Genomic DNA, 20,407 nt, shown 5'->3' on the forward strand with positions numbered 1-20,407 from the left:
AGCTCGGCAAGCAAAAGATCGATGAGCCCTGTATATAGAAGGTGAGCAAATACGTCAACGATTAGTTTAGAAAATCACGGCATTCGTGTTTTGGTTGTCTGCCCGCAGAAGACCCGCGCTAAGCGGCCGGTTACGACGACGGCCCCCTTCAAATGCCTCCATCGTTTATTCGCGCGACGGCGCTACCCTATTGCGAGGCAAAAGCCTACCGGCAGCTTCTGCTGGATCGTGGCTATGCCTGCACGCGGTGCACCACGTTTTCCTCACGCAGGACCTGACGAATTTCGCCAAGAATTTCTGCCCGCCGTGTTGCCCTGTCCGTAAGACACCGACCGATCTCAGCCTCGGTCGCGCCCGGAGCAAAGTTCCCCAAGGTCTCGTTTTCGGCGATATCACGAAGAATGTTTATCAGCACAAGATTCTTCTCGTACATCTGCATCACCATTTCCTTCACTTTCAAACGCTGGGACATGAACGTCTTCCTGCTGAACACTACCTTTGCGCTCCTAACGGGTCAGGGGGCGAAATGGTCCCTGCGACATTCGTAATTTGTCGTTCTGGTCAGCTACGCGCAAGCCTCGTTCCCTTGTTCTGTCCAGGCCCGATCGGTTCGGATCGGGCGCCTTGCCAATTGATCGAGGAGCCACCGCATTTTGCAGATTTTTTCCCATCCACCTGATACTAGCAAGCTTCCGCGGGTGTAATACACGCCACCATTTCGGCAATTGAGATGGTGGCCCGATTGAAGGGTTTACGATGGGCTGGAAAACGCCAAAGTTCGATTATGTAAACGGCTACAAGATCGTCGAGCTCGAGGGGCCGACCTTCAAAGTCTTCGACGGCGATCGTCAGATCGGTGACGAATTTCCCTATTCCGGGGAAGCCGCTGCCTATGCGAACTCACTGCCGAGACGCATCGTGCAAAGTGGGCGCGACAAACCTTGACAGCGGGCCCAACTCCCTCGTCACTGGAACAGCTCGGCTGGTCCACGTTTTTTGCGGATCAAGTCGGACCCGGTGAGGCTGATCTCGTTCCCCGGCGTATCGCTTCTGTCCACCGCGCACGCCTCGAGGCGATCGATGTGAGGGGACCTGTTGGCCTGGAATTGCCGGGAAACAGCAATACCGCTGATTTCGCTGTCGGCGACTGGGTTCTTGCCGATCCATTGACTGACATGCTCGTCACCAGGCTCGACCGGAAGAGCGTGTTTCAGCGACGGCCGGAAAGCAACCGCGGCCAGCAACAGTTGGTCGCGGCCAATGTCGATACCCTATTCATTGTGACTTCCTGCAACGCCGATTTTGACCCGGCGCGGCTCGAACGTTACCTTATCATGGCACGCGAGGCCGGGAGCGATGCGGTCATCGTCTTAACGAAAGCCGATACTGCACAGGATGTCGGCTCGTTTCAGTCACAGGCTGAAGCACTGCAGCGCGGCCTGCCGGTTGTCGCACTGAATGGACGCTCAGCCGACGCAATCTCCCTGTTGAAACCCTGGATCGGGATTGGTCGGACAGTCGCATTGGTGGGATCATCGGGTGTCGGAAAGTCGACACTGGTGAACACCCTGTCGGGATCTGACACAAATCAGAAGACCGGCACCATCCGTGAATATGATGCGCAGGGACGTCACACCACCACGGCGCGGTCTCTGCACGCCATTCCAGGCGGTGGCTGGGTGATCGATACGCCGGGGATCAGAACGCTCTATGTGAGCGACATCACTGACGGAATAGACATGCTATTCGCTGAAGTCACAGAACTAGCTGCACTCTGCCGGTTTCGCGACTGTACCCATGCCCACGAACCGGGGTGCGCCGTCCAGGCCGCGATCGCGAGTGGCACCCTCGATCCGGATCGCCTCGAACGTTGGCGCGGTCTGCATTCTGAAAACCGTAACCGGACACCTGTTGTAATTGGGCCGCGAGGGAACAAGGTGGTCAGGAAGATGAGATACTGACGCTCGAATGCAGCGCACGGCTGTCGCCCACCAACACGCTACTGATCCTAGACATTCACACTGAGCATGAGGACTAAGCCTGCGGGTACCGTACTGGCTGTCAGATACGAGTACGCGCACTTTTGGTATGGATAATAAGCAGCGGCTCGCATGCCCGGCGCTCTCCTTGCCGTGATCTGCGAACGCCACGGCCCGGCGTCGAGCGCCGGCACCCCAAGCTCCTCGCCAGTTCAGCGCTTCTCTGTGACCGTCGCAAGCGGTGCAGCCTCACCCTCTAAAGCTAGGCACGCGCGGGGCCAAGCGCGCTCGTCCGCGCCGAGCGCGGTCTGAAGCCATGCGAGCGTGAGACGCCGTGTTGCTTCCAGCACGTCTGGCGCTTCAGTCTCTGTTTCCTTTGCGTCCAGCGCGGCGATCCCGCCGAGTCCATGCCCCACCCCGTGCATCATCAGCATTGCTTTGGCGCCCGGCGCATCACGGAACGCGTCCGCATGCCAATCAGGGCCGCGGGTTGTAAAATGTGGATTGTCCATATCACCGCAAACGACGAGGCTGTATCTCGTCAGGGCCGAGAACTCGACGTCGAAGAACGGAAACCGGGCAGCACTCTCAGGGGTCATATCGTTGCCGCCGCGTCCCGGCGTTGTCAGGAGAATACCCGCCGAGATGCGAGGATCGGAAAAATCCTCACCATTCACCTGTGCGCCAAGCAGGAGCCCGACCGTGTGGCCGCCAAAGGAATGGCCCACCGCGCCGATGCGTGTATGATCCATCTGCCCAGCAACGGCCGGCGCTTGTCTCTCGATCTCGGGCAAGTGGTCCAGGATTGCCTTCAGCTCCTCGACCCGCTCACGCCAGAAGAACGGCGCGCCGGGCGCATCCGACGGCAGACCACCGACCCGCGAACTCGCATGCGTTGGCTGGATTACAACAAACCCTCTTTCCGCCCAGAACTGGACAAGGGAAGCGTAGCCGTCCTTAGACGGGATATAGTTGGAAGGTCCGTAGCCATGCGACAGCAGCACGATCGGCAGTTTGTCGCCGCTTGTGGGCGCAGTCAGACGCAGTTCCAACGGCTGGCGGCCCGGCATCGCGAGATGGATCGGCGTGTAGGCCACGGTCAGAGCGGCTTCAGGCGTCGGAATATGCTTGGCGAGATTGATCAGATTGTTCATGGGTCTGGACCTTCAAGCTGGATTCGGGTGGTGATGTTCAGGCGAGCGAGTGACCCGCTTCGCGATACGAGATTTCCGCGTCGGCGCCGGCCGGGATCTTCATCGGCGCATCGATCTCTGTCACAGACCGCCAGACGGCCTTTGCAACCGCATCCGCAGTGGTGACTTGCGCGCCCGAACGCAACTCGGTCATGTAGTCGTTGACGAAAGCGGTATATGGCTCGGGAATTTCCATGCCCATGCGAGAGACAGCATTCTTGCCGAAGCCGGTCGTCGGGGCCGAGCCGGGCAAACAAGTTTGGCACGGATGCCAAGTAGGGCCGCTTCGAGCGCGAGGCTCTCCGTAAATGCGTTAAGGGCCGCCTTGCTGGCGCTGTAGACCGAAAGCGCGGGCAACGGCCTTATCGTGACGGCGGAACTGACGTTGACGATGACGCCTGAGCGACGAATCCGCATCTGCGGGAGGACAGCCTTTGTCATCGCCATTACGCCGAAGACGTTTGTATCGAACAGTTCGCGCACCTTCGACATCTCCGAACCTTCGAGCACATTGACATGCCGACGCCGGCATTGTTGACCAGAGCATCGATCGTGCCGGCCGCTTCGACCGCCTCAGCAATGCTGTCCGCGCTGGTGGCATCCAGCGGCAGTATTTCGAGCCTGTCGTTCGGCGGAAGCAGGTCGTGGCGCGGCGTGCGCATCGTCGCAACCACGTCCCATCCGGCGTGCAAGAATTTCTGCGCGATGGCGAGGCCGAAACCGGACGAGCAACCGGTGATGAGGATCTTTGACACGTTCCGTCTCCTGACATTTAACTAGACTGAAGATGGACCTGATCACCCGGACTTGCTATATGCGTAAGTCCAATAGTGTTTAGCGGAAGTCCAAAACATGACCGATCCGGTCGCCGAAGTGGTTTCATTGTTGAAGCCAAGCCCGTCAATCTCAAAGCTGGTGACGGGCGGCGGTCGGTGGCTGGTTGAGCGAACGGAGCTCGGAAGCCCCTTCTACTGCGCCGTGGTCGAGGGTCGTTGCCTGATGACAATTGCCGGTCGTGAGCCAATGGTGCTCACTCAGGGTGACTTCGTCCTGGTCCCGAAGATCTTTTCCTTCACGATGAGCAGCTTGGAGCCGCCACCACGCGGCGCACTTGCCCAGCGTCTGGAAACCAGTCCCGGTGTCTTCCGTCTAGGTGACCCGGAGGCGCCGGCGGAGATCAAGGCACTGGTCGGACATTGTGCTTTCGGCTCGGATGACAAAGCGCTGCTTGTTTCTCTGCTGTCGGAGGTCGTCCATGTTCATGGCGAAGAGCGACTGATGGCTCTCGTCCGCATGATCAACGAGGAGACGAGGGCTGATCGTGCCGCGCGCCAAATGGTGCTTCACCGGTTGCTCGAAGTGCTGTTCATTGATGCGATACGATCGGCAGCAAGTGCCAAGGCGCCGCCGGGCCTCCTGCGGGGCATGGCCGATCCGCTGTTGGCACCGATCTTGCGACGCATCCACGCAGATCCGGGTCGCAGCATGACGGTGGAGACGCTTGCCCAGGAGGCTGCGATGTCTCGTTCGACCTTCTTCGATCGCTTCCGCAAGGAAGTTGGTGTTGCGCCGATGGAATATGCGACCGGATGGCGCATGGCACTGGCAAAAGAGTTCCTCCGCGAAGAAATGGCCATGGCGGACATCGCACAGCGCGTCGGCTATGGATCAACAAGCGCCTTCAGCGTTGCCTTCAATCGGCATGTGGGAATGCCGCCTGGAGCCTACTCGCGGGCAAACACTGCGGCATGAGACACCGCGGTAGTCAGGTCAAGCGCACATCTTTCAGCTAAGAGATGACGGACCTGCTATCGGCCGTCCCCGATAGTGTCCCGGCCCTTCCGGTCTTCCGTTTGATCATACCACCTTCAGCGTCGTCGGCACGCCACGACTAAGGGAATTCGCAACCGCGCAGATCGACCAAGCGCGATCGATGAACGAAGCCGACTGGATCGGTCTTTGCTGATAGTAAGGTCGTTTCGTCATCTAACGTGAAATACGGACGGTCTGTCTGGAGCAGGGTTCGAGCCAAGATCGTCTTGCCACACCGCCGCGGTCCGTTCACAAGTACGACTGGCGTATCTTTGAGCGCGACTCTAATTCGCTCGGCTGCGCCTCTCGGATAAAGGAGGTTAGAAGGACTTTCCCCTTTCACTCTATTTTTCCTCCTGATCGCTACCAAATTCTAGGGTTGCCGATGCGTTCAGGCCGGAGTTTACAAGCGTCCAATTCGGATTGCAACTTCGTCCAATCCGGAACTTAATGCCGTCCATTTCGGAAATTTGATGGGAACAGCCAGCTATCGAGAAGAAGTGAGCGGAGGCGTGTTGGAGTGAGGATTCAAGTCGTATTGCTCTTGATGAAGTTCGAACTTATGACCAGCAAGTCATGAACTCGACAAAACAATTTACTAAAGCGAATCTGCTGCCCAATCCTCGTGGCTATGCCTGATACGGATCACAAAGACGCTTCCATCCTCTTTGACGCGATAAACTACAAGGTGTGCCTTGAAGGGATGGATCCTAACAGGCGGAGAAATCTCATGGCGCTCACGCGCCATTCGTGGATTGCCGGCAATTAGCTCCAACAAATTGAAGAGCTCATCATGATATCGTTTAGCAACCAATGCTCCGAAGACGCGAATGCCTTCTTCGGCAATTGAGATTACATCCTCTTCCGCTTGGACCGATAGGATGAATGGCATCAAGCGCGTCCGCGGCTGATCTCGGCTCGCGTGGTGGCTGCAGCAAACAGCTCGTCTGCTGAACGGCTCCCAACACCGCTTCTAATTCCGTCATCAACAAACCGCTGCATCTCGGCAATCTTGTCGGTACGGGCCTGATCTCTGCGGATCAAGTCTCTGACGTAATCGCTCGCATTCGAATACCGACCGGTCTTAGCTTGGGCTTCAACCCAATCTTTCATGGGGTCCGGCAGGGATACGTTCATCGTCGCCATTTGAATCTCCTTGGTGGGTAACGATATCAGTCAATGGCAAAGTTTGTCAAACCATCGGTTGCCCTGCGGCAGGCTCTTGAACAGATACGAACCTATGCCTCGTAGTTCGCGCGAACCGCTAGATTGGTTATTTTAAGCGGCCCTGAAAAAAGCCGGAAGGTCTACGGCCACATTCAAAGGTTCGAAGTGCCGCAAATTTTCGGTCACAATCGTCAGATTGTACGCGCGAGCCGTCGCGGCGATGATAATGTCACCGAGCCCTGGGCTCTGGCCTTTTCCTCTCGCTTCATCTTCCATAGCTCCTGCAATGCGAGCCACAACAGCATCCATCGGCAAGATACGATCATCAAAGGTGGTGGTAATGAAATCTAACCAGAGCGAAAGCCTTTTCGCACGTTCAAAACCACCACGGCGATGGAGGGAACGTAGTCCCTTCTCGACCTCAGCCACTGTCATAGCTGACAAGAATAGAGCATTGGCCGCACCCTGCTGGTGAAACCAATCGCGAACAGCGGTAGAGGGCGGGTTCTTGTCAGGTGCAAATTTGCTGATGATATTGGTATCCAGCAGGTAGGCGATCACAGGTCGGCGCCGCGCATATCGGAATGATCGCGGTCAAGGTCTACTCCACCTGGAAAGGTCAACAAGAAATCTCCAAAGTTTGCCTTCGGTTTCATCAGCGCCTTCTTTGCTGCCTCCGCAGCCTCAACGCTTACTATCACCGCTGCAGGTTTTCCATGCCTTGTTATTGTAACAAACTCGCCCTTCGCGGCTTCGTCGACAAGTCCAGCGAATCCAGCTTTTGCCTCAGCAACGCTAATACTCGACATGAGACCTCCTGAAAAAAATGACCACATATAGTCATACCTCTATCGCTCGCGATAGTCAATTTGCCGATGCCATTTGTCCTATTTCGCGGTCACACTGCTCGTGAAGGAATCGAACCACCGACCCCGTTGTTTGGCCGATAAGTTCGCGCTGAATTTCCGTACAGGGGCAACTACCTGCCCTCGGGAATGGCTGATATGGGGCCGTGAACGGAATGTCCGGTGTTGGAGCGACGAATGGCATAGCGGACATCTAGGCATCCCGCGATGTGGTCAGAGTTTGGCCCATAGCAGCCATCCAAGGGGGCGACTGTCAGCGCGCTGAAAAAGGAACGTGCCCGTCCGGGCCACCTGCCATTGTCCACGTTTGATGTCGTCCGGGTTACAGAAGGAGGCGCTCCTCGTTCGAGTCGAGCGCCTCCTTCTGTTGCGATTTCCCTTTCATTGCGGCCCTCCTTTCAGAGCCGTTCGTAGGTGACGCGCCAACCCTCTTTGGGATCGGCAGGCATGATCGTGAGTTGATCGTCGACCTCGAACTTGCGCTCCATGCGCTGGCCGATGAGATTTCGGACAAGCGACGATTCCACTGTTATGGCGAACGTCTTTTCGGCTTCATCGATTTCAACCGGGCCATAATATGCCTCGTAGCCATTTGCTGTGTAGGGCGTCGGATCCGCGGCGGCGTCCGGGTTCATCGCCTGGACCGAGAGCGTTCCGCCTTGGGAGAAGATGACCTGGCCCGAATAGGGGATTTCTATCTTCTTGCCGCCCGCGTCGGTGACTTGCAGCGACGTCATGCGCCACGTCCCTGTTATCTCAGACGTGCTGTCACGGGCGAATGCTGGAGAGGATGTGGTTAGCGTCAGTGCCATAAGTGCGATCTTGAGGTTTTTCATTCAGTTGTTCCTTCTCGGATGATGACGTGGATGGTTCAAATCCGTTCGATGCGCACGGGGTATGCGCCGCGAACGAGCAGAGGCTCGAAGCCCCCGGCGAAACGGCCGAGACGGATCAGGCCGTCCCAGCGGTAGTCGTCGTAGAATAGGGCGAGATTGCCCCATGGCTTGAAGTAGCAGAGGTCGCCGGGCCGCTCGTTTCCGAACGGGCCGCTACCGTCCTCGGTGAGCTTGCGCGGCAGATGGACGATTTTTTCGTTCCCACCGAAGTCCTCGATCCTCAGGTCCAGAGGGAGCATCGAAACCAGATCGCGCGCTGACGGATTGTCGTAGAGCGTGGCCGTCATCGACATGCCGTTGAAGGTCATCCTGATCTTGATGTCGGTCGACTTCTGGCTGGCTGGATCGCGGCCGTCCTGCCCACGTACCGCAAAGGGCAAAGCCGCGGCTGCCAGGGCTCCGCCCACGATCCTTCGCCGGGTCATAGCCAAGGGTTTCGTCGTCATGGTCGGGTCCTGTCAAACTGGTTGCGCCGTGGGCCGGAACAGGATTTCGTTGATGTCGACGTCGTCAGTCTCGTTCACTGCGAAGGCGACGGTCCGGGCGAAGGTGTCCGCGCCAACGGCGATCTGGCTGACGAACTCTTTCGTTCCCGCCTGGATATCCTTCTCGCTGATATGTTCGAGAAGCTCGGTGCTGACCGCGCCGGGCGAGATGATGGTGGTGCGGATGTTGTAGGGTTTGACTTCCTTGCGCAGCCCTTCGGAGAGCGCGCGGACGGCGAACTTGGTGGCGCAATAAACTGCGGCACCGGGATCGACAACATGTCCGTAGACCGAGGAGACATTGATGATGTGGCCCGACTTCCGCGCCTTCATATGCGGTAGCGCGGCGGCGATGCCGTAGAGCACGCCCTTGATGTTGACGTCGATCATGCGGTCCCACTCGTCCACCTTGAGACGTTCGAGCGGGGCAAGCGGCATGAGTCCGGCATTGTTCAACATGACATCGATGCGGCCGAATTCGCTCACCGCCGTGTCTACCAGGTTGCTGACCTGCTGCCTGTCTGTCACATCAGTCTGGACCGCTTTGGCCTTGTATCCCATCGCGCTGAGTTCGTCCGCCAATGTATCGATGCGGTCACGCCGCCGGGCACCGAGCACCACGGTGGCACCTCGCTCGGCGAGATGGCGTGCCGTCGCTTCGCCCAATCCACTGCTTGCCCCGGTGATGACGACGACTTTGTTTTCGATTCCTTGAGACATGATGTTCTCCTGTTCGAGATTGTCGAGAGGTCAAACGCGGCGGCCAGCGAGCGCTCCGAACGCGGCGGAGCCTGCGAGAAGGAGAGCGGCCAGAAGGAAAGCACTCCACCAGCCTGCGATGTCAAAGAGAACGCCGCCTGCAAACGCCCCGCCTGCGATGGCCAACTGGATCAGGGCGACCTGCATACCGCCCGCCGCTTCCAGTTCACCCGGGACCAGCCTCGCCATCCAGGTGTTCCAGGCCACCGGGGTCGGGGTCGAGAAGAATCCCCAGAGCACGAGAAGGACCGCGGTGGCTAGAGGTGAAGACCCGAAGCCCACCAGCAGGAGAGCGATCAAGGCGACTGCTCCCGGCAAGCCGATCAGCGCGGCGGACAGGTGTCGGCGCAGAACGAAACCGATCAGGGAGGTCCCGGCCAAACCGCCCAGTCCGACGCCAAGAAGCATCAACGAGAGCGTGTTGAGTTCCACCCCGGTGACACCTTCGAGAAACGGACGCAGATAGATCGAAAGCGCGTTCATCCCCATGAAGACGAGGCCCGTCGCCGCCATACCAATCAGGAAGGCGCGGTTGCGCAGGAGGTGCAGCATTCGGCTGACCGACACGGTTTCCGTCGCAGGCATCCTTGGCAGGACGGCGAATTGCCAGACCAGGGCTGCAAGCCCGATCGGAACCGTGATCAGGAAGGTGCCGCGCCAGCCAATCAGCCCGCCGAGAAAGCTGCCGAGAGGAGCCGCGACAACGATGGCGAACGCGGTGCCGCCCTGGAGCAGAGCGATTGCCTTCCGCAGGTCTGACTTCGAAGCCAGGCGTGCGAGGATGGCCGTCGACAGCGACCAGAAACCGCCGATCGCGACCCCGACAAGAGCCCGACCCACGAGAAATACGGTGAAGTCGGGAGCGAGGGCGACTGTCAGACTGGAGAGGACCAGAACCCCAGTGTAAAGCAGGACGACTGCCTTCCTGTCCCATTTCGACAGAAAGCTGTTGCCGAAGAGACTTGTGGCGACAGCGAAGACGCCCGAGATAGTGATGGCCAATCCGGCCTGTCCTTCCGATCCCGACAGTTCTCCGGCGATCGGGGTCAGGAGGCTGACCGGGAGAAACTCCAATCCGACCAGAAGAAAGGTGACGAGCGACAGGCAGGTCACCGCCGCCCATGGCGTTTCTGCGGTTTCCGGCGAGACTAAATCATTCGCTGTCAGTTCGATGGCCATTCCGGGCTCTCCTATGCAGTTGCCGCAATAAATAGCCAAAGCGGTTTTGATGGACTAGAAGGTATAATCTACATGTCGAGGTGAAGGAGATTCAACAATGCGGAGGGACGAATTCACCGAGATGAGAGCTTTCCTCGAAGTTGCAAGGGAACGGAGTTTCACACGTGCTGCCGCCAAGCTCGGCCTCACACGCTCGGCCCTCAGTCACACAGTCAGCGCGCTGGAGGAACGGTTGGGCATTCGCCTTCTGTCCCGCACCACCCGTGACGTCGCACCCACGGCGGCTGGCGAACGCCTCATGGAGAGCATCCAGCCGCACTTCGAGAGCATCGCCGCCGGGATCAGCGCCATCAGCGCGCTACGCGACAAGCCGTCCGGCGACGTGCGGGTCGTCTGCCCTGACGACGCGGTCGAGCTCGTGTTCCGTCCAAGGCTTTCCGCATTCCTCCGGGACTTCCCAGACGTGACGGTAGAGATCACCGTCGACAACGGATTCACCAATATCGTCGAGCGACAGTTCGACGCTGGCGTCCGTCTTGGCGAGGCTGTCGCCCGTGACATGGTAGCCGTGCGCATAGGACCCGACGTGTCGTATTCCGTCGTTGCCTCGCCCGACTACCTCGAACGGCACGGGCTGCCGTCAATTCCGCAGGACCTGACAGGTTATAACTGCATCAACCTTCGGCTTCCAACCTCTGGAGGGCTCTACGCCTGGGAGTTCGAGCGGGAAGGCCGCGAGTTCAGCGTGCGGGTGGAGGGTCAGCTCACCTTGAGCAACATCGGACCAGCGATCGACGCCGCACTCGACGGCATCGGGCTGGCCTACGTGCCGACGGACCTCGTCTTGCGACATGTTGAGAGCGGCCGGTTGGGGCGGGTACTCTCTGAATGGTGTCCGAGCTTCCAAGGCTATCACCTCTATTATCCGAGCCGTCGAAATCCGTCGCCAGCCTTCTCGGCGTTCGTCGATGCTTTCCGGCATAGACCCCGGAAATAGTGTTGGGCCCCACTGCCCAATGTCTCCTATTGGCGCTAAGGCGACGAAACCCTTGTGGGAAGCGATGTCCGCTTTCCGGCGTGCGCAACCAGGCGCTCAATGGCTGAGATGAGGCGCGAAGCGGTCGTTACGCATGAGCCGCGTATGGCTCAAGAAAATACCATTTAGGCGTCTTCGGCTTGAACCAGCTCGAACCTGCGACCCGTAAGGCTCACACTCCCTTTTTTGTTGAAATTCCGGTTCTTGACCTTCAGCCGGTGGATCAACAGATGAGTGGGGGAGCTGGTATTAAGCCACACCCTCCTCCCCTGCCCGGCTGACCCTAGCGAGCAGGGCAATCCAGCCTCGAACACCAGGCTCACCGTTAAATTCCGAACTGACGCGGTTTCTAGCTTGATCGCTACCTCATTCAATCAGCACGAGAACATGCTTGCAACCATCCATGGGCAAGCGTATCGGGCCACCGAAATAAGGCAAAGGCAAGCCGTCCAACGCCGCAGATGGCAGGCTGTGTAGCCGATCCAAAGCCCTTCTAACGTGGATCTCGTAGTGCGTATCCCCCATTCTGATCTTTGCCTCGAGCTGCGGCCATGATTTCGGCATGCATGGTTCGACGACAAGAACGGCGCCTTCCCGGTGAAGGCCGAGGATACCCTCGATGCCGGCGCGGTACATCCAGGCGGCGGAGCCGGTGTACCATGTCCAACCGCCGCGACCGACATGCGGCGCGACCGAATAGACGTCGGCTGCCACCACATAAGGCTCGACCTTGTAGCGTGCTGCCGCCTCGGGTGTGTTCGCATGGTTGATCGGATTCAGCAGCGCGAAGAGATCGTGTGCCTTATCGCCCTCTCCCAGCTGGGCGAAGGCGAGGATCGCCCACATGGCGGCATGGCTGTACTGGCCGCCGTTCTCGCGCAGGCCCGGCGGATAGCCCTTGATGTAACCCGGATCGCGTGGGGTCGCATCGAAAGGCGGCGTGAAGAGAAGCGCGAGGCCGTCCTCCTTGCGGATCAGGTGGGTTTCCAGCGATGCCATGGCGGTGGCGGCGCGGGCGGGATCGGCAACGCCGGACAGCACCGCCCAGGATTGGGCGATGCTGTCGATCCGGCATTCGTCATTGTCCTTCGAACCCAGCCATGAGCCGTCATCGAAGGTGGCGCGCCGGTACCAGGCCCCGTCCCAGGTTTCCCCTTCAATGGAGGCCTTGAGCTTCTCCGCATGTGCCTTCCAGCGCGCGGCGCGCTCTGGGTCGCGGCTCTCGGCAAGCGGCGCGAACAGGTCGATCGTACGGATCAGCAGCCAGCCGAGCCAGACGCTTTCGCCCTCACCTCCCTCGCCCACTCGGTTCATGCCGTCGTTCCAGTCGCCGGTGCCCATCAAGGGCAGGCCGTGCCTGCCGGTGAGCGCGACAGCCTGGTCGAGGCCGCGGGCGCAATGCTCGAAGAGAGAGGCCGTCTCGCCGGAGGGCGTCGGCTGGAAGAAGGCATCGTGTTCTCCCTCGGCGAGGACCGGCCCATCCAGGAACGGGATGGCTTCATCGAGGATCGGCGCGTCGCCGGCCGTACCGACATAGGTCGCGGCGGTGAAGGCGAGCCATACCCGGTCGTCGGAAATCCGCGTGCGCACGCCCGCGCCTGAATGGGGCAGCCACCAATGCTGCATGTCACCTTCGGCAAACTGCCGTCCGGCGGCGCGCAGGATATGCGCCCGCGTCTCCTCCGGCCGGGCGAAGGCCAGCGCCATGCCGTCCTGCAACTGGTCGCGGAAGCCATAGGCGCCGCTGGCCTGGTAGAAGGCCGAGCGCGCCCAGATGCGGCAGGCGAGCGTCTGGTAGAGCAGCCAGCCGTTCAGCATGATATCCATCGCCCGGTCCGGCGTCCTGACCTGCACGGTCTGCAACAGTGTCCGCCAATGCGCGCTCACGTCGGCAAGAACCGTATCGAGATCGGCGGCGCGGTAGCGAGTGATCAGCGCGTCGGCTTCCTTGGCCGAAGTGGCCTCGCCGAGGAAGGAGACGAGTTCGATGCTTTCGCCCGGCTCGAGATCGATCGTGCATTGCAATGCGGCACACGGATCAAGACCCGCGCCGACCTTAGCGCCGAGCGGCATTCTTCTTGTAAGCGCCGCCGGTCGCGCGGAGCTGCCGCCCCGCCCGAGGAATTCCGAGCGGTCGGCGGTCCATGCGGTTTGACGACCGCCGAGATCGGCGAAGGCGACGCGGCCGGGGAACCCCATGCCCGACCGATTGCGGGCGAAGATCGCCCCCGTCCCGGCGTCGAGGGATGTGGCGATGAACGGCGCGCTTACACCGCGCAGGGTGCCGAGCACCCACTCGGCATAGCTCGTGACCGACAGCCGGCGCGGCCGCGACGAATGGTTGGTTAGCGTCAACCGCGAAATGCGGATCGGGTCGGCGAGCGGCACATAGGAGAGCAACTCGCTTTCGATCCCGTGCGCCCGATGCCCGAAGCGGCTATAGCCGAAGCCGTGGCGCGCCACATACCGCCCGTTATCCCGGATCGGCTGGGCCGTCGGGCTCCAGAACTCCAGCGTCTCCTCGTCGCGGATGTACAGCGCCTCGCCGGAGGGGTCTGCGACCGGATCGTTCGACCATTGCGTGATCTGGTTCTCGCGGCTGTTTTCCGCCCAGCTATAGGCGCTGCCGTCCGCCGACACCTGAAAGCCGAAGGCGGGATTGGCAATGACGTTGATCCAGGGCATCGGGGTCGTCGCGCCGTTTTCCAGCACGGTCACATATTCCGTACCATTCCTGTCGAAGCCTCCCAGCCCATTGAAGAACTCCAGGTCTTCCGGCTGCGCGACCATCTCGGCCGGGGGCTTCGACGGAAAACGTGGCGGCAGCGGAGCCAGGCGCTCGCTGTCGGCGGAAAGACGCGCCAGCTGATCGGCGATGAGGCCACGGTGGGCCGACAGCACGACGCGCGCGGTCGCGTTCAGGAGGTTCTTCATCTCCTGGTTCAGGAAATCGCCGCGCAGCAGATGCACCGCGCCCTGCGCCGGCATGTCGCCGAAACGCGGGCGGGACTGGCTGGAGCGCACGGCGGCTTCGACGGCGTTCTGCAGATCCTGCACATAGGAGGCGGCGCGTTCGTTGACGATCACCAGATCGACGGCCAGCCGCTTGATGCGCCAGTATTCGTGCGCACGCAGCATCTGGCGCAACTGCGGAAGGTCTTCGCTATCCTCGATGCGCAGGAGCACGATCGGCAGGTCGCCCGAGATGCCGTAGGGCCACAGGCCCGATTGCGGCCCGGCAACGGCGAGAATGGCATCGGAGGCGGGACGGAAGCGCGCGTCGGCATAGAGGACGGGCGCGGTAAGGCGCTGGAAGTCCGCCGCCTCCTCCAGATCCATGTCGAGATGGTGAAGCTGCACCTGCGCCTGGGTCCAGGCCAGCGTCTTCGCCCGCTCGAAGGCACTCCTGTCGTGATGCTTGTCGATGCGTTCGATAAGCTCCTCCCGCGACCGCGCGACGACCGTCCAGAAGGCGATGCGCGCCACTTTGCCGGGAAGCATCCGCACGCTGCGGCGCAGCGCGAAGATCGGATCGAGCACGGTTCCCGCGGTGTTGGAAAGCGCCTGCCCGTCATGGATGGCGGCGGCGGTGGCGATGGTGCGGCCGCGCCCAAGGAAACGGGCACGATCGGATTCGTATTGCGGATCGGCAATCGCATCGCCCTCGACCACGGCGAAATGGGCGGCCCAGATCTCGGCCTCCGAAGGCGCCCGGCGGCGCCGCGTGGCGATGAGCGCGCCGTATTCGGCCAGATGCTCGGTCTCGACGAACATCTTGGCGAAGGCGGGATGCGCGTTGTCGGTGGCCGGGGTGGCGAGCACCAGTTCGGCATAGGAGGTCAGTTCGATCTCGCGTGCCCGCCGCCCGCTGTTGGTGAGGCAGATGCGGCGCACCTCGCCGTCGTCCTCGCCGGAGACGATGACATCCATCTCCGTCGTCAGCGTCTCGTCATGGCGGATATATTGTGCGTGGTCCTCGCCGAAGACCACCGAGGCCTCGGCCCTGTCGCCCGCCGCCGGGAGGCTGGGCGAGAAGACCGTACCGGTCTGCATGTCCCTAAGAAAGATGAAGGCGCCGCAATCGTCGCGGGTCGCATCCTCGCGCCAGCGCGTGACGGCGATATCGCGCCAGCGGCTGTAGCCGCCGCCCGAGGCCGTCAGCATGACCGCATAGCGCCCGTTGGACAGGAGATGCGTGACCGGCGCGCCGGCAACGGGCAGCGCCAGCCGGCGCACCGACGGCGCCGGGTTCAGCGAAATGCCGGCGGATGCCTTGACCTCCTCGGCACGCGGACGGGCGATCGCCACGTCGCGCGGCATGCGCTCCGACAGCAGAAGCTCGCTGGCCATGATCATCGGCTCGCGGTGGAACCGCGCCCGCATGCGCCCGTCCTGCAGGAGGACGGCGATAGCGACGATGGTCATGCCCTGATGATGGGCCATGTAGCTGCGGATGATCTCGACGCGCGCGTCTTCGGGCAGGCGGGCGCGGGTGAAGTCCAGCGCCTCGTAGAAACCGTGAACGCCGCGTGCGCCGAGGGATTCGAGATGCCGGTAGTTTTCGAGCGCGGCATGGGGATCGACCATGGCCGCAAGGCCGGTGGCGTAGGGGGCGATGACCATGTTGCCCGACAGCCCGCGCTTGAGGCCGAGCCCCGGTACGCCGAAATTGGAATATTGATAGGTGAACTCGATATCGCGCGCATTGAAGGCGGATTCCGATATGCCCCACGGCACATGCCGCGACCGTCCATAGGCCTCCTGCCGCGCCACGATCAGCCGGTTCGTGTCGTCGAGCAGGCTTCCCGACGGCGCGCGCATCACCAGCGACGGCATGAGATATTCGAACATCGAGCCCGACCAGGAAATCAGCGCCGAGCCGCTGCCGAGCGGCGTCGCCGCCCTGCCGAGGCGGAACCAGTGCCGCGTGCCGATATCGCCCTTGGCGATGGCGAAGAAGCTCGCAAGCCGGGCTTCCGAAGCGAGAAGATCGTAGCAATTCGGGTCTAGCCCGTTGTCGGCGAGCGAATAGCCGATGGACAGAAGTTTTCTGTCGGTGTCGAACAGGAAGGCGAAATCCATGTCGAGTGCCATGGTGCGGGCGGTGTCCGCAAGCGCCTGAAGCCGATGTTTCACGGCGGCGACATCATCGCGAAACGCCTGCCGGTCGCGTGCGGACTGCGTGACGGATCGCCCGAGCGCCCCGATCCAGAAGGTAAGATCGGCGGCCTTACCGCCATCGGAAGGTGCTGTCTGCTCAGCCAGTTTCAAGGCCTTGTCCAGAAGCCGCGTCAATGCGGGTGTTGCAGCCTCGATGGATTGCGGGCCGCGCACGAGGGTTTCCGCCTCGTCGAGAATGGCTGCCAGACTGGCGCCAGGATTGCCAGCCTTCTCGCCAAGAGCCATGCGGGCGAGCGCCAGCGTATCACCGAAGCCTTGGCCGTCTTCGGCCGGCGGCACTTCGGCCCACTCCTCACAGGCATTCGCCAGCGCGATCAGGTGGCCGGCGAGATTGCCGCTGTCGACGGAGGAGATATAGGGTGGAGCAAGGGTCCTCAGATCGCGCGTATCGTACCAATTGAAGAAATGTCCGTTGAACCGGTCGAGCCGCTTGAGCGTCGAAAAAGTCGCTTCCAGCCGTTCGAGCGCTTCAAGGGTTCCCACCCAGCCGAAGTCGCGCGCGGCGACCGTCGAGAGAAGATAGAGGCCGATATTGGTCGGCGAGGTGCGGTGGGCGATGGCGGGCAACGGGGTTTCCTGGAAATTGTCCGGCGGCAGCATGTTTTCCAGCGGCGTGACGAAGGTTTCGAAGAACCGCCATGTGCGCCGCGCAACGAGCCGGAGCTCCACCGCATCGGCATCCGAAAGCGCCCGGCCCGGCCGTGCCGTCGGCGACCGGCTGACCCAGAGCGCGATGGCGGGCGCGGCCGACCAGAGGAGTACCAGCAACAGCGCCAAAGGCCAGGCGGCCGGTGAAAACGCGACGGCAGCGGCCAGGAGGACCAGCGCGACGACGGTGCCGCCCGCCATGTCACGGTAGAAGCCGGCAAGCGTCAGCCGCGTCCGGTTTCCGGATGTCGCGGCGGTCGTCCATTCCAGCAGTTTCCGACGCGTCACCAGCAGCCGGCCGGCAGTTCTGAACACGGCATCGCAATTGCGCCACGCCTGATCGGGCAGGAAGGAAAGGCCAAGCGCGGCCTGCATCGCGGCAAGCTTGATGTCGCCGGCAAGCCTGACGGCATGGCTGCTCCATTGCAGGCCGCTGCGGCGCGGCAGGACGGCGAAGGCCACCGGCAGGAAGGCGGGAAGGACGATGCATGAAGCGACCAGCAGCGCGCCCGCCACCCCCGCCTGCAACGGCATCGCGCAACAGGCCGCGAGGGCCGCGAATGTCGACGGCGCGATGAGGGTGCGGCGTAGATTGTCCAGCATCTTCCAGCGGCCGAGGGCGGGAAGCGCCCGCCGCCCGAAGATCCAGGGCAGCAGCTGCCAGTCGCCGCGCGTCCAGCGGTGCTGGCGGCGGGCGGCGACGTCGTAGCGCGCCGGAAAATCGTCGACCACCTCGACATCGGAGGCGAGCCCCGCCCGCGCGAACGTGCCCTCGAAGAGATCGTGGCTGAGAAGGGTATTCTCCGGAATGCGCCCGGCCAGCGCCGCCTCGAAGGCATCGACGTCATAGATGCCCTTGCCGGTATAGGAACCTTCGCCGAACAGGTCCTGATAGACGTCGGAAACGGCCGCCGCATAGGGATCCATGCCGCCGGGCGCGGAAAACACCCGCTGATAGAGCGAGCCCTCGCGGCCGATGGGAAGCGAAGGGGTGACGCGCGGCTGGATGATCGCATAGCCATCGACCACCCGCTGCTGCCCTGCATCGAAGCGCGGCCGGTTGAGGGGATGCGCCATCTTGCCGATCAGCCGCAGGACCGTGTCGCGCGGCAGTTTCGTATCCGCGTCGAGGGTGATGACATAGCGCACGTCCGGCGGGACGGACGGCGGCTTTCCGCCAAGCGCCATGAAGCTGGTGTCGGTGGCGCCGCGCAGCAGGCGGTTGAGTTCGTGCAGCTTGCCGCGCTTGCGCTCCCAGCCCATCCAGAGGGTCTCGCCGGCATTGAACCGGCGCTTGCGGTGCAAAAGCAGGAAGCGGTCGCCGGCCGGACCAGGCCCGTGCCGGCGATTGACGTCGGCGATGGTCTCGACGGCGAGCGCCAGAAGCGCGCCATCGCCTTCGACGGTCTCCTGCGGCGCGTCCCTACCATCGGTCAGCAAGGCGAAGCTCAGGTCGCCGCCCGCGCCCGAGAGATGATGAACTTCCAGCCGCTCGATCTGCTCCAGCAGGTCAGCACGGTTGCTCAGGAGCGTCGGCACGACGACGAGCGTGCGCGACGACCGCGGGACACCCTGCGCGAGTTCCAGCCCCGGCAGGCCGGTCGCGCCATAGCTCCAGCCCACGAAGCGGTTGACGAGTGCCGTCGCGATATCGCTCGCCGGCAATAGCGCCAGCACGGCGAAGACGATCATGCCGGGCGCGGAAAGGCCGGCGATGGACAGCAGCCATAGCGCAAGGACCAGAAGCATCGCCGTCACAAGGCCGATCGCCCCGGCATAGCCGGCAATGCCCGTGCGCGCCGCCAGCCGCCCGGCGATCAGATGCCGGGGCGGGCGGAACCCGATCGTGCGTTCGAAGGCCGGCCGCCCTTCCGCAATCAGGTGGTAGCCGGGATCGCCGACGCGTTCGGCTTGCGAAGCGGTATCCCCGGCGACCAGTGCTGCCTGCGCGGCTTTCACCGCCTGCCCGGCAATGTCGAGCTCCGACAGGTCCGAGCCGCGGGCGAGGTCTTCGATGGCGCTGCGGTAGAGGTTGCGCGTGGCAAAATCCATGCGGGCGAAGCTGCCGTCGGCCGAAAGGCGCGCATCGACGAGGCTGACCTTTTCAAAGAGATCGGCCCAGTCGACATCGCTGATCAGCCGCATGCTGGTGATGATGTTCCTGATCGTGACATTCGACGCGCCCTGGCGCTGCTGGGCGTGCCGCACCACGGCATCCACCGAGCTCTCCTGCCTTGCCAGCCGCGCCTCCAGCCAGCCATGGGCCGGCGTCGTGCTGGGGTCCTGGTCCCGCAGCCGTTTGGCAAGCTGGGCCGCGAAGAGCTCGGGCAAGGGGTCGGCGGAGACCTTTTCAAGCGCGCTGCCGCGACCCTCGTTCGCCAAGAGCTGATCGGCCAGCGCATCCGCCTCGGCACGCATGCGGCGCCCGGCGGTGATCTGGTCGGCAAGCCTGCGCAGGTTCTCGACGAGCACGATGCGCAGGGTGATCGCCACGGCCCACAATTCGCCGATCGTCAGGGGCTGGACCTTTTGATAGGCGGCGATGAAACGGACGAGCGTCTCAGGATCGAAATGGCTGTCGGTGTGTGCGACGAAGGCCCAGGCAATGCCGAAAACGCGCGGATATCCGGCGAAGGGTCCTTCGGCGAGCTTGGGCAGCTGCCTGTAATAGTGGGGCGGCAGGTCGTCATGGATCTCGCGGATCTGTTCCTCGACCAGATGGTAATTATCCAGCAGCCATTCCGCTGCGGGCACGACACCGCGCTCGTTCTCCACCTCCAGGGCGCTGGCACGATAGGCGGCAAGCAGGACCGCCGCATTGTTCTTCAATCTCTTGTGCAGGGGCTGGACCGAGGGCGGCTGCCGGGTCACCGGTTGTGCCAGCGCGAGGGTCGCGGCGTGCTGCTCAAGCCTTTCGACTCCGAACAATTCCTCGCGCACTGGCGCCGGATCGTTCCACGGTGCCCGCGACCTTCGGCTGAACCCGGAAGCAAGCGAGCGAACGCCGCCCTCATCTTTCCCGCCGGCAATCGCTTGCGGTTCGGGGACGGATTTGGCACCGGCCTCGGGGTAGGTTACGGCCTTAGCAACAACCCTTTCCACCATCGCGGTTTGCGAATTGCCGGCGTCTGCGACGCCACGCTTCTCGTTTATGGCCATGACATTTCCTTCGCCCGGACGCGGCCAAGCAGCCGGCCAGGCAAAGC

Annotated in this window: 16 protein-coding genes and 1 pseudogene; 4 read left to right on the forward strand and 13 right to left on the reverse strand. The window is 62.0% G+C overall.

Annotation, left to right across the window (positions count from 1 at the left end):
- Positions 1-232: 232 nt before the first annotated feature.
- Positions 233-472, reverse strand: coding sequence for a hypothetical protein (locus tag ACOZKU_RS07065; RefSeq protein WP_421578257.1), 240 nt, complete (start codon positions 470-472; stop codon positions 233-235).
- A 284-nt stretch (positions 473-756) separates the two neighbouring features.
- Here ACOZKU_RS07065 and ACOZKU_RS07070 point away from each other — a divergent pair, with 284 nt between their 5' ends.
- Positions 757-945 carry a hypothetical protein gene (locus ACOZKU_RS07070; RefSeq protein ID WP_421578258.1) on the forward strand — a complete coding sequence of 63 codons (189 nt, stop codon included), beginning with the start codon at positions 757-759 and terminating at the stop codon, positions 943-945.
- Positions 942-1,961 carry a ribosome small subunit-dependent GTPase A gene (gene rsgA, locus ACOZKU_RS07075; RefSeq protein ID WP_421578259.1) on the forward strand — a complete coding sequence of 340 codons (1,020 nt, stop codon included), beginning with the start codon at positions 942-944 and terminating at the stop codon, positions 1,959-1,961. The genes ACOZKU_RS07070 and rsgA overlap by 4 nt, the downstream gene beginning before the upstream one ends.
- 230 nt (positions 1,962-2,191) lie before the next feature.
- On the opposite strand, the gene ACOZKU_RS07080 is transcribed toward rsgA, so the two are convergent.
- Together ACOZKU_RS07080 and ACOZKU_RS07085 are read right to left on the reverse strand one after the other, a co-directional pair.
- A complete protein-coding gene (locus tag ACOZKU_RS07080; protein ID WP_421578260.1) occupies positions 2,192-3,133 on the reverse strand; it encodes an alpha/beta hydrolase family protein in 942 nt (313 codons plus the stop codon).
- Positions 3,134-3,170: 37 nt separating this feature from the next.
- Positions 3,171-3,927 (reverse strand): annotated as a pseudogene (locus ACOZKU_RS07085) (SDR family oxidoreductase).
- A gap of 97 nt (positions 3,928-4,024) precedes the next feature.
- On the opposite strand from ACOZKU_RS07085, the gene ACOZKU_RS07090 reads away from it, so the two are divergent.
- Positions 4,025-4,924, forward strand: a complete 900-nt coding sequence (locus ACOZKU_RS07090; RefSeq protein WP_421578261.1) for a cupin domain-containing protein — start codon at positions 4,025-4,027, stop codon at positions 4,922-4,924.
- A gap of 139 nt (positions 4,925-5,063) precedes the next feature.
- Here ACOZKU_RS07090 and ACOZKU_RS07095 read toward each other — a convergent pair whose 3' ends face one another.
- From ACOZKU_RS07095 to ACOZKU_RS07135, 9 genes are all read right to left on the reverse strand, one after another.
- Positions 5,064-5,327, reverse strand: a complete 264-nt coding sequence (locus ACOZKU_RS07095; protein ID WP_421578262.1) for an AAA family ATPase — start codon at positions 5,325-5,327, stop codon at positions 5,064-5,066.
- A gap of 255 nt (positions 5,328-5,582) precedes the next feature.
- Entirely contained in the window at positions 5,583-5,876 is a 294-nt protein-coding gene (locus ACOZKU_RS07100; protein ID WP_314093709.1) for a type II toxin-antitoxin system RelE/ParE family toxin, read from the reverse strand.
- Positions 5,876-6,130, reverse strand: coding sequence for a type II toxin-antitoxin system ParD family antitoxin (locus ACOZKU_RS07105; protein ID WP_024271439.1), 255 nt, complete (start codon positions 6,128-6,130; stop codon positions 5,876-5,878). The genes ACOZKU_RS07100 and ACOZKU_RS07105 overlap by 1 nt, the downstream gene beginning before the upstream one ends.
- A gap of 132 nt (positions 6,131-6,262) precedes the next feature.
- Positions 6,263-6,712 carry a type II toxin-antitoxin system VapC family toxin gene (locus ACOZKU_RS07110; protein WP_421578263.1) on the reverse strand — a complete coding sequence of 150 codons (450 nt, stop codon included), beginning with the start codon at positions 6,710-6,712 and terminating at the stop codon, positions 6,263-6,265.
- Positions 6,709-6,960: a type II toxin-antitoxin system Phd/YefM family antitoxin gene (locus ACOZKU_RS07115; RefSeq protein WP_421578264.1), complete on the reverse strand. Its 252-nt coding sequence runs from the start codon at positions 6,958-6,960 to the stop codon at positions 6,709-6,711. The genes ACOZKU_RS07110 and ACOZKU_RS07115 overlap by 4 nt, the downstream gene beginning before the upstream one ends.
- A gap of 455 nt (positions 6,961-7,415) precedes the next feature.
- On the reverse strand, positions 7,416-7,853 hold the full coding sequence (locus tag ACOZKU_RS07120) for a lipocalin-like domain-containing protein (protein WP_421578265.1): 438 nt from the start codon (positions 7,851-7,853) through the stop codon (positions 7,416-7,418).
- A 35-nt stretch (positions 7,854-7,888) separates the two neighbouring features.
- The gene (locus ACOZKU_RS07125) at positions 7,889-8,359 is read right to left on the reverse strand and encodes a cyclophilin-like fold protein (protein WP_421578266.1); all 471 of its coding nucleotides are present in this window, start codon (positions 8,357-8,359) and stop codon (positions 7,889-7,891) included.
- A 12-nt stretch (positions 8,360-8,371) separates the two neighbouring features.
- Positions 8,372-9,118 carry an SDR family oxidoreductase gene (locus ACOZKU_RS07130; protein WP_421578267.1) on the reverse strand — a complete coding sequence of 249 codons (747 nt, stop codon included), beginning with the start codon at positions 9,116-9,118 and terminating at the stop codon, positions 8,372-8,374.
- 30 nt (positions 9,119-9,148) lie between these two features.
- Positions 9,149-10,336, reverse strand: a complete 1,188-nt coding sequence (locus ACOZKU_RS07135; RefSeq protein ID WP_421578268.1) for an MFS transporter — start codon at positions 10,334-10,336, stop codon at positions 9,149-9,151.
- Between the two features lie 97 nt (positions 10,337-10,433).
- Here ACOZKU_RS07135 and ACOZKU_RS07140 point away from each other — a divergent pair, with 97 nt between their 5' ends.
- Positions 10,434-11,333 (forward strand): LysR family transcriptional regulator, encoded by a 900-nt coding sequence (locus ACOZKU_RS07140; protein ID WP_421578269.1) that lies wholly within the window; start codon positions 10,434-10,436, stop codon positions 11,331-11,333.
- A gap of 405 nt (positions 11,334-11,738) precedes the next feature.
- On the opposite strand, the gene ACOZKU_RS07145 is transcribed toward ACOZKU_RS07140, so the two are convergent.
- The gene (locus ACOZKU_RS07145) at positions 11,739-20,360 is read right to left on the reverse strand and encodes a GH36-type glycosyl hydrolase domain-containing protein (RefSeq protein ID WP_421578270.1); all 8,622 of its coding nucleotides are present in this window, start codon (positions 20,358-20,360) and stop codon (positions 11,739-11,741) included.
- Positions 20,361-20,407: the final 47 nt, after the last annotated feature.

The organism is Shinella sp. M31, from assembly GCF_049199205.1.
GTDB lineage: Bacteria > Pseudomonadota > Alphaproteobacteria > Rhizobiales > Rhizobiaceae > Shinella.

Excerpts from the sequence above, each read along its gene's own strand:
- ACOZKU_RS07065 (WP_421578257.1), bottom strand. The coding sequence starts at position 472 with ATGTCCCAGCGTTTGAAAGTGAAGGAAATGGTGATGCAGATGTACGAG.
- ACOZKU_RS07070 (WP_421578258.1), top strand. The coding sequence starts at position 757 with ATGGGCTGGAAAACGCCAAAGTTCGATTATGTAAACGGCTACAAGATC.
- ACOZKU_RS07080 (WP_421578260.1), bottom strand. The coding sequence starts at position 3,133 with ATGAACAATCTGATCAATCTCGCCAAGCATATTCCGACGCCTGAAGCC.
- ACOZKU_RS07090 (WP_421578261.1), top strand. The coding sequence starts at position 4,025 with ATGACCGATCCGGTCGCCGAAGTGGTTTCATTGTTGAAGCCAAGCCCG.
- ACOZKU_RS07100 (WP_314093709.1), bottom strand. The coding sequence starts at position 5,876 with ATGCCATTCATCCTATCGGTCCAAGCGGAAGAGGATGTAATCTCAATT.
- ACOZKU_RS07105 (WP_024271439.1), bottom strand. The coding sequence starts at position 6,130 with ATGGCGACGATGAACGTATCCCTGCCGGACCCCATGAAAGATTGGGTT.
- ACOZKU_RS07115 (WP_421578264.1), bottom strand. The coding sequence starts at position 6,960 with ATGTCGAGTATTAGCGTTGCTGAGGCAAAAGCTGGATTCGCTGGACTT.
- ACOZKU_RS07120 (WP_421578265.1), bottom strand. The coding sequence starts at position 7,853 with ATGAAAAACCTCAAGATCGCACTTATGGCACTGACGCTAACCACATCC.
- ACOZKU_RS07125 (WP_421578266.1), bottom strand. The coding sequence starts at position 8,359 with ATGACGACGAAACCCTTGGCTATGACCCGGCGAAGGATCGTGGGCGGA.
- ACOZKU_RS07130 (WP_421578267.1), bottom strand. The coding sequence starts at position 9,118 with ATGTCTCAAGGAATCGAAAACAAAGTCGTCGTCATCACCGGGGCAAGC.
- ACOZKU_RS07135 (WP_421578268.1), bottom strand. The coding sequence starts at position 10,336 with ATGGCCATCGAACTGACAGCGAATGATTTAGTCTCGCCGGAAACCGCA.
- ACOZKU_RS07140 (WP_421578269.1), top strand. The coding sequence starts at position 10,434 with ATGCGGAGGGACGAATTCACCGAGATGAGAGCTTTCCTCGAAGTTGCA.
- ACOZKU_RS07145 (WP_421578270.1), bottom strand. The coding sequence starts at position 20,360 with ATGGCCATAAACGAGAAGCGTGGCGTCGCAGACGCCGGCAATTCGCAA.